Genomic DNA, 15,152 nt, shown 5'->3' with positions numbered 1-15,152 from the left:
TATCGACTGCTTATGGATATTCAACAAGCCAGCGCGCTCACCTCCAGCGCGATCACCGCGTCGATTCCGCTGATGTTCGCGGGCGCGGGGGAACTCGTCGCCGAAAAGTCGGGCGTGCTCAACCTCGGCGTCGAAGGGATGATGCTGATGGGCGCGGTCAGCGGCTACGCGGTCACCGCGATTACCGGCAACCCGTGGCTCGGTGTGCTGGCCGCGATCGGCGCCGGACTCGCGATGTCGCTATTGTTCGGATTCCTCACGCTGACGATGCTCGCCAATCAGGTCGCGACCGGGCTGTCGCTGACGATCTTCGGGATCGGGCTGTCCGCATATGTCGGCAAGCCGTACACGTCGGCCGCGGTGCGCGCGACGATCGATACATGGACCATTCCGGGGCTGTCGAAAATTCCGGTGCTCGGCCCCGCGCTGTTCACGCTCACGCCGCTCGATTACCTCGCATTCCTGATGTTCGCGGCGATCGGCTGGTTCCTGTATCGCACCCGCGCCGGGCTGGTGCTGCGCTCGGTCGGCGAATCGCCGCAGGTCGCGCATTCGGTCGGCTTTCCGGTGGTCGGTGTGCGCTACGGCGCGGTCGCGTTCGGCGGCGGGATGGCGGGGCTCGCGGGCGGCTATTACTCGATCGTCAATCTGCATCTGTGGCAGGAGAACCTGACCTCGGGCCGCGGCTGGATCGCGCTCGCGCTGGTGGTGTTCGCGACGTGGCGGCCGGGGCGTCTGCTGATCGGCTCGCTGCTGTTCGGCGCGGTGACCGGGCTGCAGTTCTACGCGCAGGCGATCGGCGTGCCGGTGCCGACGCAATTTCTCGCGATGCTGCCGTACGTCGCGACGATCGTCGTGCTCGCGCTGATTTCGCGCAATCCGAACACGATCCGCCTGAATGCGCCGGCCTCGCTCGGCAAACCGTTTTTCCTCGCGGGCTGAGCGCCGCGCAGGTTGATATCCGCTCACGATGATTCGCTAAACACGACAGGGGAACAACATGAAGAGAAGAAATCTGCTGACCGCCTTCGCGTGGGGCGCGGCCTCGCTCGCATTGAGCGCGCCGCTCGCGCAGTCCGCGCAAGCCGCCGATGTGCCCGGCGTCGCATTCGTCTACCTCGGCAATCCGGGCGACGCGGGCTGGACCTTCGCGCACGACCAGGGTTCGAAGGAGGCCGAAGCGAAGTTCGGCAACAAGATCAAGATCACCCGTGTCGAGAACGTACCCGAATCGGCCGACTCCGAGCGCGTGTTCCGCGATCTCGCGAACAAGGGCAACAAGATCATCTTCGGCACCAGCTTCGGCTTTCAGGACTTCCAGCTGAAGGTCGCGAAGGACTTCCCGGACACCGTGTTCCTGCACGCGACCGGCTACAAGAAGGCGCCGAACTTCGGCACCTACGACGTGCGCATGTACCAGGGCGCGTATCTGGCCGGCGTCGCCGCCGGCTACGTGACGAAGAGCAATACGCTCGGCTTCGTCGCGTCGGTGCCGATTCCGGAAGTGGTGCGCAACATCAACGCGTTCACGCTCGGCGCGCGCTCGGTGAATCCGAAGGTGCATACGAAGGTCATCTGGATCAACAGCTGGTTCGATCCGGGCAAGGAGAAGCAGGCGGCCGAAACGCTGATCGGCCAGGGCGCCGACGTGCTGCTGCAGAACACCGATTCGAGCGCGACGCTCGCGACCGCGTCGGAGAAGCACGTGCACGCGTTCGGTTGGGACTCCGATATGAAGAAGTTCGGGCCGAGCGCGCATCTGGGCTCGGTGGTCGCGCATTGGGGCGTGTATTACACCGCGGTGATCCAGCAGGTGCTGGACGGCAAATGGAAGAACGATCCGGTGTGGTGGGGCATTCCGCAAAAGGCGGTCGACCTCGAAGATCTGAACAATTCGGCGATTCCGGCCGACGGCCAGAAGCGGGTCGCCGCCGCGCGCGGCGATCTGGCGAGCGGCAAGCGCGACGTGTTCACCGGGCCGATCAAGGATCAGTCGGGCACGGTCAAGGTGCCGGCCGGCAAGACGCTGACCGATCCGGAGTTGCAGCGGCTGAACTGGTATGTCGAGGGTGTCGACGGATCGTTGCCGAAATAAGCGGCGAGCGACGCGGGCCGTCGCTCGTGAATGAATCGTGAATGAAAAAAGCTGCGTTCACCTCAGGTTGAACGCAGCTTTTTTTCGGCCGCCGCTGTTGCCCGAAAGACGCGGCGGCATGGCAGTGCAGCGCTACAAAAGCCGCGTCAGTCGATCCGCAGGCCGACTTTCAGCGTCACCTGCCAGTACGCGACCTTGCCGTCTTCGATCTGGCCACGCGTTTCCGTGACTTCGAACCAGTGTAGATTGCGCAGCGTAGTCGATGCCTTGGCGATCGCGGTGCTGATTGCGTCGTCGATCGATTTCGTCGACGAGCCGGTCAGTTCGATCTTCTTGTAAACGTGGTCTGACATGGATGTCCTCCTGGGTTGGCGCCGCTGGTCGGAAAAACGCGCTTCGAAACGAGCGTTGCTGGAAAAAGTATAGGCAACGGTTCGCGGGGGGCGCGGCGGATTCGCGGCGGAAACGTGCTGTCCGAACGGGGAGCCGCACATCGCATGCCCGGCATGCCCGGTATCGCGCGGCAGGGGCGGCCGTTATCATGTCCGCGCTGAGAAATTCGCCATTCAATCTGATAGCCGACGAGGTTCGAACGTGGAAATTGGTTTTTGCGGCCCCGGTCTGATGGGCGCGCCGATGATCCGGCATCTGCTGCGCGCGGGGCATACCGTGCATGTCTGGAACCGTACGCGGGCCAAGGCCGAGGCGTTGCAGGCCGACGGCGCGAAGCTCGTCGATACGCCGCGCGAGCTGGCCGCGTGCTGCGATGCGGTGCTGTTGTGCGTCGCCGACGCGGCCGCGGTCGAGCAGACCGTGTTCGGCGCGGCGGGGCTGCTCGACGGCGATCCGGCAGAGCCGCGCCGACTGCGCTGGATCGTCGATCATTCGAGTATTCCGCCGGCGGCGACGCGTGGGTTGGCGCGGCGGGCGGCGGAATATGGGGCGCGGGGCGGGGCGGCGGCCGGCGGCAGTGCAGGCACCGCGATTGGCTGGATCGATGCGCCGGTTTCCGGCGGCGTCGGCGGCGCGACCGCCGGCACGCTCGCGATCATGGCCGGCGGCGCGGCCGGCGATGTCGCCGCGGTACGCCCGTTGCTGGAGGCGTACTCATCGCGCGTCACGCACATGGGCGAGGTCGGCGCCGGGCAAACCGCGAAGCTGTGCAATCAGGCGATCGTCACCGCGACCGTCGCGGCGATTGCCGAGGCGGTCAGTCTCGCGCAGCGCAGCGGCATCGACGCGGCGAAACTGACCGAGGCGCTCGCCGGCGGCTGGGCCGATTCGGTGCTGCTGCAAACCTTCGTGCCGCGCATGACGCAAAGCGGCCAGCCGCCGATCGGCGCGTTGCGCACGTTCCAGAAGGACGTCGATACGGTGGCCGCGACCGCTTACGAGACCGGCACGCCGATGCCGGTGTCGTCGACGGTGCAGCAATTGCTGCGGCTGGCCGCGGCGATGGGGCTGGCCGGCGCGGATTTCTCGGCGTTCGTCGACGTGTTGCAAACGCCGCGCGGCGGGCCGGGCGGCGCGGCGGAGTAAGGAAAGCAGCCAGAGAGACGACCGGCGCAAACCGGCCCGCCACGATCATCGCCGGTTGATTTCTCTAAATCTGCTAAAATATTGGGTTTTTCGCCGATATCACATTCAAAGGGACGCGCCGTGCTGTCTACCGCCAATATCACCATGCAATTCGGGCCGAAGCCCCTCTTCGAGAACATTTCGGTCAAATTCGGGGAAGGGAACCGCTATGGCCTGATCGGTGCGAACGGCTGCGGTAAATCCACTTTCATGAAGATTCTCGGTTCGGATCTCGAGCCCAGTTCGGGCAACGTGATGCTCGAACCGAACGTGCGCCTCGGTAAGCTGCGCCAGGATCAGTTCGCGTACGAAGACGTACGCGTGCTCGACGTCGTGATGATGGGCCACACCGAAATGTGGGCCGCGATGAGCGAGCGCGACGCGATCTACGCGAACCCGGACGCGACCGACGACGACTACATGCACGCCGCCGAACTCGAAGCGAAGTTCGCCGAGTACGACGGCTACACCGCCGAAGCGCGCGCGGGCGAACTGCTGCTCGGCATCGGTATCTCGATCGATCTGCACAACGGCCCGATGAGCAACGTCGCGCCGGGCTGGAAGCTGCGCGTGCTGCTCGCGCAGGCGCTGTTCTCGAAGCCGGACGTGCTGCTGCTCGACGAGCCGACCAACAACCTGGACATCAACTCGATCCGTTGGCTGGAAGATATTCTGAACCAGTACAACTCGACGATGATCATCATCTCGCACGACCGCCACTTCCTGAACCAGGTGTGCACGCACATGGCCGACATGGATTACGGCACGCTGAAGGTCTATCCGGGCAACTACGACGACTACATGCTCGCGAGCACGCAGGCGCGCGAGCGTCAGCAGGCCGCCAACGCGAAGGCGAAGGAGCGTGTCGCCGACCTGCAGGACTTCGTGCGCCGCTTCTCGGCGAACAAGTCGAAGGCGCGTCAGGCAACCAGCCGTCTGAAGATGATCGACAAGATCAAGATCGAGGAATTCAAGCCGTCGTCGCGGCAGAACCCGTTCATCCGCTTCGAGTTCGAGAAGAAGCTGCACAACATCGCAGTGGTCGCCGACACCATTTCCAAGAAGTACGAGCGCTCGATTTTCAACAACTTCAGCATCAGCGTGCAGCCGGGTGAGCGGATCGCGATCATCGGCGAGAACGGCGCGGGCAAGACCACGCTGCTGCGCTCGCTGCTCGGCGCGCTGCAACTCGATCACGGCACCGTGAAGTGGGCGGAAAACGCGAACATCGGCTACATGCCGCAGGACACGTACGAAGAGTTTCCGGACGACGTCACGCTGATGGACTGGATCGACCAGTACCGCAAGGAAGGCGACGACGAGCAGATGGTGCGCGGCACGCTCGGCCGTCTGCTGTTCAACGCGGACGATATTCGCAAGTCGGTGAAGGTGCTGTCGGGCGGCGAGAAGGGCCGCATGATCTGGGGCAAGCTGATGCTCGGCCGCCACAACGTGCTGATGATGGACGAGCCGACCAACCACATGGACATGGAGTCGATCGAATCGCTGCAGATCGCGCTCGACAAGTTCGAAGGCACGCTGATTTTCGTGTCGCACGACCGTGAGTTCGTCAGCGGCCTCGCGAACCGGATCATCGAAGTGAAGACCGATGGCACGTTGACCGACTTCGGCGGCAACTACGAGGACTTCCTGACGAGTCAGGGTGTGGAGTAAGTAGAACGAATCGTGCGGCGAGCCGTTCGCCGCGCGTGAATCGCCGGAAAGCCCGCTTCGTCGAAGTGGGCTTTTTTCTTCGTGCCAGATAATTTTTGCGCTGCTTTGCTGCTGGCTCGGCGCAATCGCTGTTCTGTTGTCCTTGATTGTTTCCCTAGCGCTGCTCGCGCAGCGATAGCCGCGTGGCCATTGTTCAGCCACGCTGGCCACTCTTTTCAGAGAACACCGCTTTTTCCAGACCGAATCGCCCCTTACAGTTTGGGCATTCAATCTGTCACCCGTCTCATCATGCAAATCGATACCGCTACGACTCCAATCTCCATTGATGGAACTTCAACGTCGACGACCTCGGCCGCGCAATGGCTATCGGTCATTGCCGTCGCCGTCAGCGCGTTCGCGTTCGTCACGGCCGAATTTTTGCCGGTCGGCCTGTTGCCGCAAATCGCCCATGATCTGGGCGTGTCGACCGGTGTCGCCGGTCTGATGGTCACCACGCCCGGCGTGTTGGCCGCGATCTCGGCGCCGACGCTGATCGTCAGCGCGGGCCGCACGGATCGACGCTACGTGTTTCTGCTGCTCACCGCGGTGCTGCTGATCGCGAACCTGATCTGCGCGGCGGCGCCGAATCTGGCGGTGATGCTGGTCGGCCGCGCGTTGCTCGGCGCCGCGTTGGGCGGCTTCTGGACGCTCGCGACCGCGGCCGCGCCGCGCCTCGTGCAGTCGAAGGACGCAGCCCGTGCGACCGCGACCATCCTCACTGGCGTGACGCTCGCGACCGTGGTCGGCGTGCCGCTCGGCACGTTCATCGCGTCGTTCGCGTCGTGGCGTCTCGCGTTCGCGGCCACCGCGGGCCTCGTCGCGCTCGCGCTGCTCGCGCAGGTGCTCCTCGTGCCGTCGTTGCCGTCGGCGTCGGCGTTGCGTCTGGCCGACTTCAAAACGCTGCTGGGCCGCTCGCAGACGCGACTGAGCATGCTGATGGTCGCGCTCGTGTTCGGCGCGCATTTCTCGACCTACACGTACATCGCGCCGCTGCTCGAACACGACTTCTCGATGAGCGCGATCACGCTGCTGCTGTTCGGCTTCGGTCTGATCGGCTTCTTCTCGAATGCGTTGACCTCGATGGTGATCTCGGACCACCTGAAGAAATCGGTCGCGGCGATGATTCTGTTGCTGCTGGGCGCGATGTCGTCGATGTTGCTGCTCGAGCATTCGCCGATCGGCGAAACCGCCGGGATGCTGCTGTGGGGCATCGCGTTCGGCGCGCTGCCGCTGTGCTTCAGCGTGTGGATTCAGCGCGGCACGACGGATCTGCCGGAAGCGGGCTCGGCGATGTTCGTCAGCGTGATTCAGGTGGCGATCGCGGCGGGGTCGGCGGTGGGCGGCACGATCGTCGACCAGGCGGGCGTGCATGCCGATTTCACGTTGGGGCTCGGGCTCGCGTTGCTCGGTCTCGCCGCGCTGCAACGGCTCGCCGCGGCGGAACGCGCGACCAGGGCGCCGGCGCTCGAGTGCGCGTGCGATGCGTCGGTTGATTGACGCAGCCGCTCCTTGAGCCGTTGATCGGGAAATATTCGAAACCAGTGCAAGTGGAGACGATGATCATCGTCTCGCACGACCGGCATTCCCGAGCCAGGTTTGCAGGCACGTGGCCGACATGGATTGCGGCACTCTAAACGATCCATTCTGTAAACTCCGACGGACTATACGCTCGCGAGCATGCAGGCGGGCCAGCGCCAGTAGGTCGCTCATGCGATGAGGTGTGTCGCCGAGTTACAGCGCCATTTCTGCTACACAGAGGCAGTGCTAACCTTTCCGACCAAGCCGAGATCCATCAAGTTGCCAAGAGCTGAGGCAAGCGAATCCCAACTTGCAGCGGCCAATCTCAATTCGTGGCCGCGAATCGAGCCAACATGAGGTACTGCCTGTAACAGATGAAGCTCTGTCGAAGTTAGCGAATATATCCTCCCAAGTGCGAACATTTCAACACGGTCTTTATCATTTCCTGGTGTCGCAACAATGAACTCTCTGGTAGTCCGTCGGAAAGCGTCCTCGGACGACGCCGTGTTCAATCCAGGTAAATTCGCCTTGGGTCTCGTTCCCATCTTGCTTGCATAAATCGTGGAGAGATAGACGTTCAGGTTCTCCGGTTGGAGTATGCCAGCAAGGAAGTCATTGCAAACAGACAGAGCATGTTCACGGCCGGGTTCGCCTGGTCGTAAGTCCTTGAACGGTGGGCCGTACGCATTCTGCGAGAGCGCCCAGGTAACGAAGTCGGCAAGTGTCGGATATATCAGGCTAACCGTGAGATGTAGGCTCTCCTCATTTAAGGCCGCCACGTCATGCCACATGCCCTTCGGGATGTACATGATGTCGCCGGCCGAAACCACAATTTCTTCGGCTCGTTCCGCCTTGGTGACATTAGATAGATGCTCCACGGTGGCTTTGCCGACTAGTCCTTCCTTTTGGAAAAACTGCCACTTTTTGCGTCCATGAAGTTGCAAGATGATCACATCGTGGTCGTCATTATGTGGTCCGAACCCCGAGGTGTTCCCAAAAGAGATGTAAGCATTGGCCGCCGACTGCGCGCCGAGCGTTCCGCCTAGCGTTTCCGTCAATTCACCTACGCTGGGTGAAAGTTCGTTGACTGCTTCGAGTACGGCCGTTACGCCTTCTCGCATTAGCTTGTGAAATTCGTGAATCAGGAGGTAGTCAGTATTGCGACCAAACCGGTCGCTGACGGGGCGGAATGCTCGGCGGTTTACTCTGTCATGATCGTGTTCCGTGGACATTCGAAGCCGGTCGTTCGTAATTCGGTTAAACGACAGACAGGCGTTTAGATTTTCCCAGCAGAAGATTTCCTGTAATTCCCTGCTGCCCACGTTCCTTGACCAGAATGCACGAGAGTCATAGTGAAATCGAAAATCCTTATCGAATAGCAAGATGTTACAAAGTTCGTTCGCTTTCATTATTGGCCTCGCATATGACGTACTTCAATTACAACTTTGGTGTTTGCCAGATCATTGAGAGCAACATCGATCGCGGCTGCGTTTTCCTGATCGAGATTGGCATCCCATTCGTCCAGCAGGATGTGTGTCACATCTTCGATAGAGATGATCTCCCGAAGCGATGAGATCATCTGCTGTCCCGTGGACATCGGTTTGCTGGTGCCTTCCCACGCCAAGTTGGCATGGTTCGTCGGCATGAGAAAGCTTCCTCCGCCAAACTGTTCTTTAAGCGCTGCGAGGGCGCTGGATTTTCCGCTGCCGTTGGGTCCAGTGATCCGGAATCGTCCACTTTCCACATCGGCAAAAAAGTTGATGATTTGTGATTTTCCTTGCACCTTGTTGCCGTTCACATAAATCGTGCCGACGTGATCTATGCTCACCGATTCTTCGTCGAGAGAAGTGGTGAGTGGGGCAAAAAGAACCTTGAGCTTCGCTCGCATGGAAGAAAGGTCAAGCATTTTATAGACTAGGGCACTCAACGAATTAAGTATGAGAAAGATGCGAGTGAGGTTAACGACGACCGCGGCGACAACTGATGCAACAATATGTTCGCCACGGAAAATCATGACGATCAAAAAAATGGTAGGTATCAGCGACGCGCCAGCGAGGAGCAAGTTTCCGAGTTGCTTCCGTAACTGCAGGGTAATGGCGGCCTTATAGAAGCGTTGGCTTGCCTCTTCTTTACTACGTTGCCAGATTGCCTCGTTATAGCTATTGCCCAGCACAATGTTGTCCCATGCTTTATCAAGGGTGTCGGTATAGGCGAGGTAGCGAATTTCGTAGCTCGAAGATGATGTTGAAATAGTCGATCGCAGTGCAAATACAAGTCCCAAGCATAAAGAAAAACTGATAACGTAGCCTAGCGCCAGCTCGGTTGGCAGCAGGAAAATCATGATGACCATACTCAAGACACTGTTTAGCGTAAAGCTAACCAGGTCGTGGATGAATGTTATATATTCTCGCAGCACAGGTAGCGAGTTTCTCGCGAGAGTTGCTGTAACGCGTTCGTGCAACGCAGTGTTGCGATATTGCGAGATTTTTCCTTTTATCTTATCTGTTAGCCGACTGACGAACGTGCTGTGCGCGTCGTTAATCCATCGCTGGAGAAAAACTAACGATGTGCAGCCGGGGATATAGGGTAACGCCATGGCAATAAGGTAGAGATAAACAAAATTATGATAATCTCTCCCATCTTGAAATCTCTCGATTATTTCTGTTAAGAATATAATCGAAGAGGCTACGAGGCTTTGGTGAATAACTATCAGTAAAATGGCGATCCATGCAGCACGATGACCATAAATAACGGTCATAGTGCTAGTGGTAGGATCGGCTCGATGGTGCCCGCGGCTCTCCTTGGAGCTTGAGATTGACGGCGCCGGCCATTCTGCATTTTGCATACTCGGCCTTTACTGTAATGGGACATTTATTGGTCGGGAGGAAAAATCACTGTGATGGGTCTGACGCGAAACGACTTTGCGCAATGATATTTTTACGTTCTCCAGAAGTTCTAATGCCCTCTGCTGAAGAATACCTTTGTGTAAGGATGCTATTTCTTCGGCCGACGAGATCGAATCCTGTAGCTGCGTGAGCAAGATTTCTGTAGGAGGATGAACCCGAGGTTTTACGGGATGTCCGAGATACTCAGACCGAAACAAAAGGACTTCAGTTGCGACGATAATGCTATGAAGTACCTTATCCAAGGGGCGTTGTACGTTGAGAATCGCAGAATGTGCCCAAGTTTTCTGATCGAGGACTGCGGCGTACGAGTAGTGGCCATAACGTAGTTCGTCGAGAAACATGGAATGATGAGTGAACTCGTGAACCAGAATCTCAATAATATCGGCTACGGTATACGTCAATTTTGGGTTGGCCCAAATAACACCAATAGCCTGTGATGTTGAACCACCCTTTGCAACGTCAGAGGGCAACACGAAGATGTCGGTAATTACTGTTCGAACAATTTCACCATATTCATGGCTACATAATGACAGTTCGTTAAGGGCAATGGCCAGTCTTGCTTCCTTGCTGGCACAGTTATCATCTCTTTTGTCGTTTATGACAATAGCCTGCTTCTTGTCGTCCAGCAGCGAGTCATTGGAGAAGAGGGTTCGCAACTTGTCGAGTGCCTCGCCATCGGTAATCCACATGATCTCTGTGCTATCGACGTTAACGGGACGCTGATCCAATTTCGCGAGAAATCCACGATAGCCTTTTCGTAGGTGTTCGAGCGATTGATATTTTTTACTGGAGGCAAATTGAATAGTGCCGGTTAGTGTTACAAGCGTCTCGATCTGTTGGGTCATACCAAGTTGTAAGATCATGGCTGCTCCTGTCTATGAAAGGAGGACACAGATAAACTGTGTCCTCTCACAACCACTACGAACTTAGCGCTGGTCTTCGTAAGCGATCATGTTTAGCGGTTGGTTCATATTCCACGCGCGCCCGTCGATTTGAGCTTCGACTTGTTTTCGTGCGTCTTGGATATCCCGTTCTTTCATCTTCTCCGCTGCGACTTTAACCGCGGTGCTGAGGTCAACGATAGCCATCATGTTCTCCATTCAGAGTTGACATACACCCGTCTAGGTCGACGGGTGTGTGATCAATGTAGAAAGTAAAATGCACTAAAACAATAATAAAATTGTAACTATGAAAAATGAATACCATCTCTGGACATAGTTATTTTTGAGGTTAACTTTGACTTGACGGAGAAGCTTATTTTTGAGAGGAGGGTGGGGGTAGTGTGGTCTGGTCGAGGTCGGAAGGTTAATCAATATGAAAAATATGTGTTTGTTATTATTTTTTAAGATGTTTTTGAGATGGTTTTAAAGTGGGGCTGGAAAGGAAAATAAGTCTTGAATTTCCGCGGCTGCTCAAGGCATTTATCCGTTGCGACGGAAGGCTAAGCGGTGGTTGATGAGGTCTGATATTGAGAGCGATCGGGGTGTCAGAATTTCCGTGTTCAAAGCGGGTTGAGATTCACACGGATGGTTGAGAGAATCGGTCTTCGTAGAGGATGGCGAACTGGCTCATGGTCGCCTTCCAGTCATGAGCGGCACGCTCCCAATCGGCAGTGCTGATGCGCGGTGCCAGCCAGATGAGTTTCGTGGCGGCTCCATCAGTCGGGAAGTGTCCCCTCGTTTTGATGATCTTGTGCAGCTGCGAGTTGATATTTTCAATGGTATTCGTAACCGGCATGATATAGCCGGTACCTCGCGGAGCGGTTTAAGCGAAGGGGGACTGGGGAGCACTTCGGGTGGGCAGGCCGTTGCTATACGATGAGCCGCGAGCTCGTGTTAGTAGTTGGCCGCCCCTGCGACCCGCCCGGTTGCGCTGCGAGCGCGAATCCGTAGTTGTCGTGCTGGCCCCCCGGCTCCCGTCAGTGATCTGAAATGGGAGACGGTTATGCGAATCGTAGGGTTAGACGTTTCGCGCTCCGTGGCCGAGATCGCTTACCTGGAGCATGGCCCGCGGCAAGCAGGAGGCCGAACCTGGTTGCAACACGACGAACTTGGACGCTTTGCTCTCAAGCTGCGCACGTTGTGCTTGAGGCGACGGGCAATACGGCCGGTATCGTCAATGTGCCGCGTATCTGGCGATCGCCAATCCGCTGCAGATGCGACTGATCGCGGAGGCGCGTCAAGACAGACAGGATCGATGCCGCCGTACTGGCGGAGCTGTATGCGAGCGACTTTCTGCCCGAAGTCTGGATGCCTGACGAACGCACACTAGCGTTGCGTCGGCATATCGCACGCCGCTCGCAACTCACCAGAGGCTGTTTAACAAGGTGGAAGCAGGTGTGCCCCAAATCGGACGGCACGCCGCTACGATGGCCGGAAGCGAACGAACGAGCGAAGGTCGGCGTGGGAGCTTGTGAATTTCATCCGTGGTGTATATCACCATGCGAACCACCGACGGAAAAGCGAAGAACGAAAGCACGCAATCCCACGCTTTGCGCCACGCCGTATTGACCGGCGGGAATTTCTGTCCGCGTGGTCCATCGGCAAATGCCTCGAGTTCCGCCTGAGCCGCTTCAACGCTGACAGCGGAGTAGGTCGGGAAAATCGCTGCCGCCAGCCCCTTGCGGTTTTTCCTGTTCGCGTAGTCCAGGCTGTTGCGGATCAAGTGAACGATGCAGGTTTGCAGTATGGTTGCCGGAAACGCCGCAGATAGCGCCTCGGGTATGCCTTTGAGACCATCGGTTACGGCGGCGATCAGGACATCATTGACGGCGTGTGTCCTGAGGTCATTGAACACCTTAATCCAGAACTTTGCGCCTTCGATGCTCTCGATCCACAGCCCCAGAATATCGCGCGTGCCGTCGGGCAGAATACCCAGTGCAACGTAGATCGCCTTGTTGCGCGCTACCGCGTCTTCGCAGATCTTGACCCGCAAAGCGTCGAAGAACACGACCGGATACATCGGTTCATGCGGCCGGGCCTGCCATCCAGTCACCTCGGGCATGACTTCGTCGGTGACCGAGCCGATGAAGTCGGCCGAGACCGCCGTGCGTATTGCTCCTGCAGAAATCCGTGAATCTCGCGTACAGTCATGCTACGGGCATACATGGCGACAATCCTGTCGTCGAAGCCGGTGAAGCGTCGTTCGTGTTTGGGAATCAGCGGCGGTTCGAAACGGCCATCGCGGTCGCGCGGTACTCGATTCGAATCAGGCCTTCTTCGGGCAGGATGGTCTTGGCACCCGTGCCGTTGCGTTGGTTGTTGACGGCGGTAGGCTTCACGGCGCCTGGTCGATAGTGGAGATGATGACTCATCTCGCCACCCTGAGCCCCCTCGGTCAGGGCCTTCTTGAACGCCAGCGTCGCGGTATTGATCGGGTGTCGGCCGTCATCAGGCCGTTGCCGAACTGTTCAAGCAGTTCGACAGGAATTGCTGGCAGGTCTGCCGGTGGGGTCTTCGGTGTTCAAGGTATATGTTCTCCTAAAGAACATATACCTTGAACACGAAAATACAATAGCCCCAGCGATCGCTGTGTACGCTCTGCATCGGGTGCCCGCTATCTGCAGCCTCCGCCGGTAAGCGGATAGGTGAGAATTTCGGCCGCACATCCGCTCGAAGCGCTACCCGAACGCCAAGCCGCAAAAAAAGCCGGGGTTCAGTTCCTAAACTGAACCCCGGCTTTTTCGTAACCATTGGCGCAACGCAGCGAACGACGACTCACACCTTATCGTTCTGAAACCGCATCGCGGTCCCTTCCTGCTCGATGCGGGTCCAGACCGCGCGCTTTTCCTCGTCGCTCAGAAACACCCAGTTGGACACTTCCGAGGCGGTGCGGCCGCAGCCTTTGCAGACCTCGTCGAAGAGCGTGGAGCACACGCCGATGCACGGGCTGTCGGGAAGATCGTGAAGATTCGAAGTCATCGGAAACCTTGAGGCGGAGAAGCGAAGTGCCGCTATGTTAACCGATCCGCGCCAGCCGCCGTCGGCCGCGGCGGTTCACCGTTGTTCACCGGGTCGCGCCCGCCGCGAGCTGCCACAACAACGCGCCGTTGAGCACGATGATGAACGCCGCCGACAACCACGCCAACACCAGCGGCACGCCGTGCACGCGCCAGCCGCGCATCAGCGCCGGATCGGACGCATAGCGGATCAGCGGCACCACCGCGAGCGGCAGTTGCAGGCTCAGCACCACCTGGCTTGCGACCAGCAACTGATTCGAGCCGTGCGGGCCGAACATCGCGACGGCCAGCAGCGCCGGCCCGATCGCGAGCGCCCGGGTGAGCAGCGCGCGCTTCCAGCGCGGTAGCCGCAGTTGCAGAAAGCCTTCCATCACGGCCTGGCCGGCCAGCGTGCCGGTCACGGTCGCGCTCAGCCCGCACGCGAGCAGCGCCGCCGCGAACAGGATGCCGGCCCAGTGGCTGCCGACCAGCGGCGCGATCAGCCGATGCGCATCGGCCAGATCGGTCACGTCGCGATGACCGCTCGTGTAAAACACCGCCGCCGAGACGATCAGCAGCGCCGCGTTGATCACGAACGCAAACGCGAGCGAACCGAACGTATCGAGATTGATCACGTGCAGCGCGACCTTGATCTGCGCGTCGCTGCCGTCCGGCGCGTGATGTTTGACGAGCGCCGAGTGCAGATAGAGGTTGTGCGGCATCACCGTCGCGCCGACGATGCCCGCCGCGAGCCACACCATCCCCGCGTTCCGCAGCAATTCGATGCTCGGCGCGGTGCCGGCCAGCGCCGCGCGCCAGTCGGGCCGCGCGAGCGCGAGCTGGACCACGAAGCACAAACCGACGAAGCCGATCAGCGTGGCGATCACCGCCTCGAGCTTGCGGCCCCACTGCTGGAGCGCGAGCAGGGCGAACGTGCAGACCGCCGACATCAGCACGCCGACCGTCAGCGACACGCCGAGCAGCAATTGCAGCGCAACCGCGCTGCCGACCACCTCGGCGACGTCGCAGGCGATGATCGCGACCTCGCTGGTCAGCCACAGGAACAGCGTGCCGCCGCGGCCGGTGCGCTCGCGGCACAGCTGCGCGAGATCGCGCCCGGTCACCACGCCGAGCCGCGACGACAGCCATTGCAGCAGCATCGCCATCAGGCTCGACAGCGCGACGATGCCGAGCAGGCGGTAGCCGAAGCCCGCGCCGGCGCCGAGCGCGGTCGCCCAGTTGCCGGGATCGATATAGCCGACCGCGATCAGCGCGCCGGCGCCGAGGAACGAAAACCAGTGCGCCGGGCGTGCCGGATCCCTGGGCACACGCCGGCGGCGGTTCGAGCGCAACCCGAAAGGATTGGTGTTCATCGATACCTGAGCCCGGAAAACGCATCCTGTTG

13 protein-coding genes and 2 pseudogenes are annotated in these 15,152 nt (G+C 59.4%); 5 read left to right on the top strand and 10 right to left on the bottom strand.

The window, feature by feature from the left end; translation table 11 throughout:
• Positions 1 to 12: 12 nt before the first annotated feature.
• On the top strand, positions 13 to 942 hold the full coding sequence (locus BTH42_RS15550; protein WP_075300912.1) for an ABC transporter permease: 930 nt from the start codon (positions 13 to 15) through the stop codon (positions 940 to 942).
• A 58-nt stretch (positions 943 to 1,000) separates the two neighbouring features.
• Positions 1,001 to 2,095: a BMP family ABC transporter substrate-binding protein gene (locus BTH42_RS15545; RefSeq protein WP_075300910.1), complete on the top strand. Its 1,095-nt coding sequence runs from the start codon at positions 1,001 to 1,003 to the stop codon at positions 2,093 to 2,095.
• Between the two features lie 146 nt (positions 2,096 to 2,241).
• Here BTH42_RS15545 and BTH42_RS15540 read toward each other — a convergent pair whose 3' ends face one another.
• Positions 2,242 to 2,448: a dodecin gene (locus tag BTH42_RS15540; protein ID WP_075300908.1), complete on the bottom strand. Its 207-nt coding sequence runs from the start codon at positions 2,446 to 2,448 to the stop codon at positions 2,242 to 2,244.
• Positions 2,449 to 2,689: 241 nt separating this feature from the next.
• Here BTH42_RS15540 and BTH42_RS15535 point away from each other — a divergent pair, with 241 nt between their 5' ends.
• The 3 genes from BTH42_RS15535 (at position 2,690) to BTH42_RS15525 (ending at position 6,883) form a co-directional block, all read left to right on the top strand.
• Positions 2,690 to 3,634 (top strand): NAD(P)-dependent oxidoreductase, encoded by a 945-nt coding sequence (locus tag BTH42_RS15535; RefSeq protein ID WP_075300906.1) that lies wholly within the window; start codon positions 2,690 to 2,692, stop codon positions 3,632 to 3,634.
• A 120-nt stretch (positions 3,635 to 3,754) separates the two neighbouring features.
• Positions 3,755 to 5,347: an ABC-F family ATPase gene (locus BTH42_RS15530; protein ID WP_075300904.1), complete on the top strand. Its 1,593-nt coding sequence runs from the start codon at positions 3,755 to 3,757 to the stop codon at positions 5,345 to 5,347.
• Between the two features lie 288 nt (positions 5,348 to 5,635).
• The gene (locus BTH42_RS15525; RefSeq protein ID WP_075300968.1) at positions 5,636 to 6,883 is read left to right on the top strand and encodes an MFS transporter; all 1,248 of its coding nucleotides are present in this window, start codon (positions 5,636 to 5,638) and stop codon (positions 6,881 to 6,883) included.
• 251 nt (positions 6,884 to 7,134) lie between these two features.
• Here BTH42_RS15525 and BTH42_RS15520 read toward each other — a convergent pair whose 3' ends face one another.
• The 9 genes and pseudogenes from BTH42_RS15520 to BTH42_RS15485 all read right to left on the bottom strand — a co-directional run bounded on the left by BTH42_RS15520 (position 7,135) and on the right by BTH42_RS15485 (position 15,120).
• Entirely contained in the window at positions 7,135 to 8,313 is a 1,179-nt protein-coding gene (locus tag BTH42_RS15520) for a JmjC domain-containing protein (protein WP_075300902.1), read from the bottom strand.
• Positions 8,313 to 9,749 (bottom strand): ABC transporter ATP-binding protein, encoded by a 1,437-nt coding sequence (locus tag BTH42_RS15515; protein WP_075300891.1) that lies wholly within the window; start codon positions 9,747 to 9,749, stop codon positions 8,313 to 8,315. Before BTH42_RS15515 ends, BTH42_RS15520 begins: the two co-directional genes overlap by 1 nt.
• A 9-nt stretch (positions 9,750 to 9,758) precedes the next feature.
• Positions 9,759 to 10,673 carry an HEXXH motif-containing putative peptide modification protein gene (locus BTH42_RS35475; protein ID WP_075300889.1) on the bottom strand — a complete coding sequence of 305 codons (915 nt, stop codon included), beginning with the start codon at positions 10,671 to 10,673 and terminating at the stop codon, positions 9,759 to 9,761.
• 63 nt (positions 10,674 to 10,736) lie between these two features.
• The gene (locus BTH42_RS35470) at positions 10,737 to 10,901 is read right to left on the bottom strand and encodes a hypothetical protein (protein ID WP_178392175.1); all 165 of its coding nucleotides are present in this window, start codon (positions 10,899 to 10,901) and stop codon (positions 10,737 to 10,739) included.
• A gap of 427 nt (positions 10,902 to 11,328) precedes the next feature.
• Positions 11,329 to 11,538 (bottom strand): annotated as a pseudogene (locus BTH42_RS15505) (IS256 family transposase); the annotation flags it as partial.
• Between the two features lie 576 nt (positions 11,539 to 12,114).
• Positions 12,115 to 13,037, bottom strand: a pseudogene (locus BTH42_RS15495) (IS256 family transposase); the annotation flags it as partial.
• Positions 12,968 to 13,123 (bottom strand): hypothetical protein, encoded by a 156-nt coding sequence (locus tag BTH42_RS36460; protein WP_372237267.1) that lies wholly within the window; start codon positions 13,121 to 13,123, stop codon positions 12,968 to 12,970. The pseudogene BTH42_RS15495 and the gene BTH42_RS36460, both read right to left, overlap by 70 nt.
• 403 nt (positions 13,124 to 13,526) lie before the next feature.
• Positions 13,527 to 13,730 carry a DUF1289 domain-containing protein gene (locus BTH42_RS15490; RefSeq protein WP_075300886.1) on the bottom strand — a complete coding sequence of 68 codons (204 nt, stop codon included), beginning with the start codon at positions 13,728 to 13,730 and terminating at the stop codon, positions 13,527 to 13,529.
• A gap of 85 nt (positions 13,731 to 13,815) precedes the next feature.
• Positions 13,816 to 15,120, bottom strand: a complete 1,305-nt coding sequence (locus tag BTH42_RS15485) for an Nramp family divalent metal transporter (protein ID WP_075300884.1) — start codon at positions 15,118 to 15,120, stop codon at positions 13,816 to 13,818.
• Positions 15,121 to 15,152 lie beyond the last annotated feature (32 nt).

The sequence above is a fragment of the Burkholderia sp. SRS-W-2-2016 genome, assembly GCF_001931485.1.
In the GTDB taxonomy this organism is placed as follows: Bacteria; Pseudomonadota; Gammaproteobacteria; order Burkholderiales; family Burkholderiaceae; genus Paraburkholderia.
Note: the sequence above shows the minus strand (reverse complement) of the source record. Positions and strands in the feature narration are given on the sequence as shown.

Excerpts from the sequence above, each read along its gene's own strand:
- BTH42_RS15550 (WP_075300912.1), top strand. The coding sequence starts at position 13 with ATGGATATTCAACAAGCCAGCGCGCTCACCTCCAGCGCGATCACCGCG.
- BTH42_RS15545 (WP_075300910.1), top strand. The coding sequence starts at position 1,001 with ATGAAGAGAAGAAATCTGCTGACCGCCTTCGCGTGGGGCGCGGCCTCG.
- BTH42_RS15540 (WP_075300908.1), bottom strand. The coding sequence starts at position 2,448 with ATGTCAGACCACGTTTACAAGAAGATCGAACTGACCGGCTCGTCGACG.
- BTH42_RS15525 (WP_075300968.1), top strand. The coding sequence starts at position 5,636 with ATGCAAATCGATACCGCTACGACTCCAATCTCCATTGATGGAACTTCA.
- BTH42_RS15520 (WP_075300902.1), bottom strand. The coding sequence starts at position 8,313 with ATGAAAGCGAACGAACTTTGTAACATCTTGCTATTCGATAAGGATTTT.
- BTH42_RS15515 (WP_075300891.1), bottom strand. The coding sequence starts at position 9,749 with ATGCAAAATGCAGAATGGCCGGCGCCGTCAATCTCAAGCTCCAAGGAG.
- BTH42_RS35475 (WP_075300889.1), bottom strand. The coding sequence starts at position 10,673 with ATGATCTTACAACTTGGTATGACCCAACAGATCGAGACGCTTGTAACA.
- BTH42_RS35470 (WP_178392175.1), bottom strand. The coding sequence starts at position 10,901 with ATGATGGCTATCGTTGACCTCAGCACCGCGGTTAAAGTCGCAGCGGAG.
- BTH42_RS36460 (WP_372237267.1), bottom strand. The coding sequence starts at position 13,123 with ATGAGTCATCATCTCCACTATCGACCAGGCGCCGTGAAGCCTACCGCC.
- BTH42_RS15490 (WP_075300886.1), bottom strand. The coding sequence starts at position 13,730 with ATGACTTCGAATCTTCACGATCTTCCCGACAGCCCGTGCATCGGCGTG.
- BTH42_RS15485 (WP_075300884.1), bottom strand. The coding sequence starts at position 15,120 with ATGAACACCAATCCTTTCGGGTTGCGCTCGAACCGCCGCCGGCGTGTG.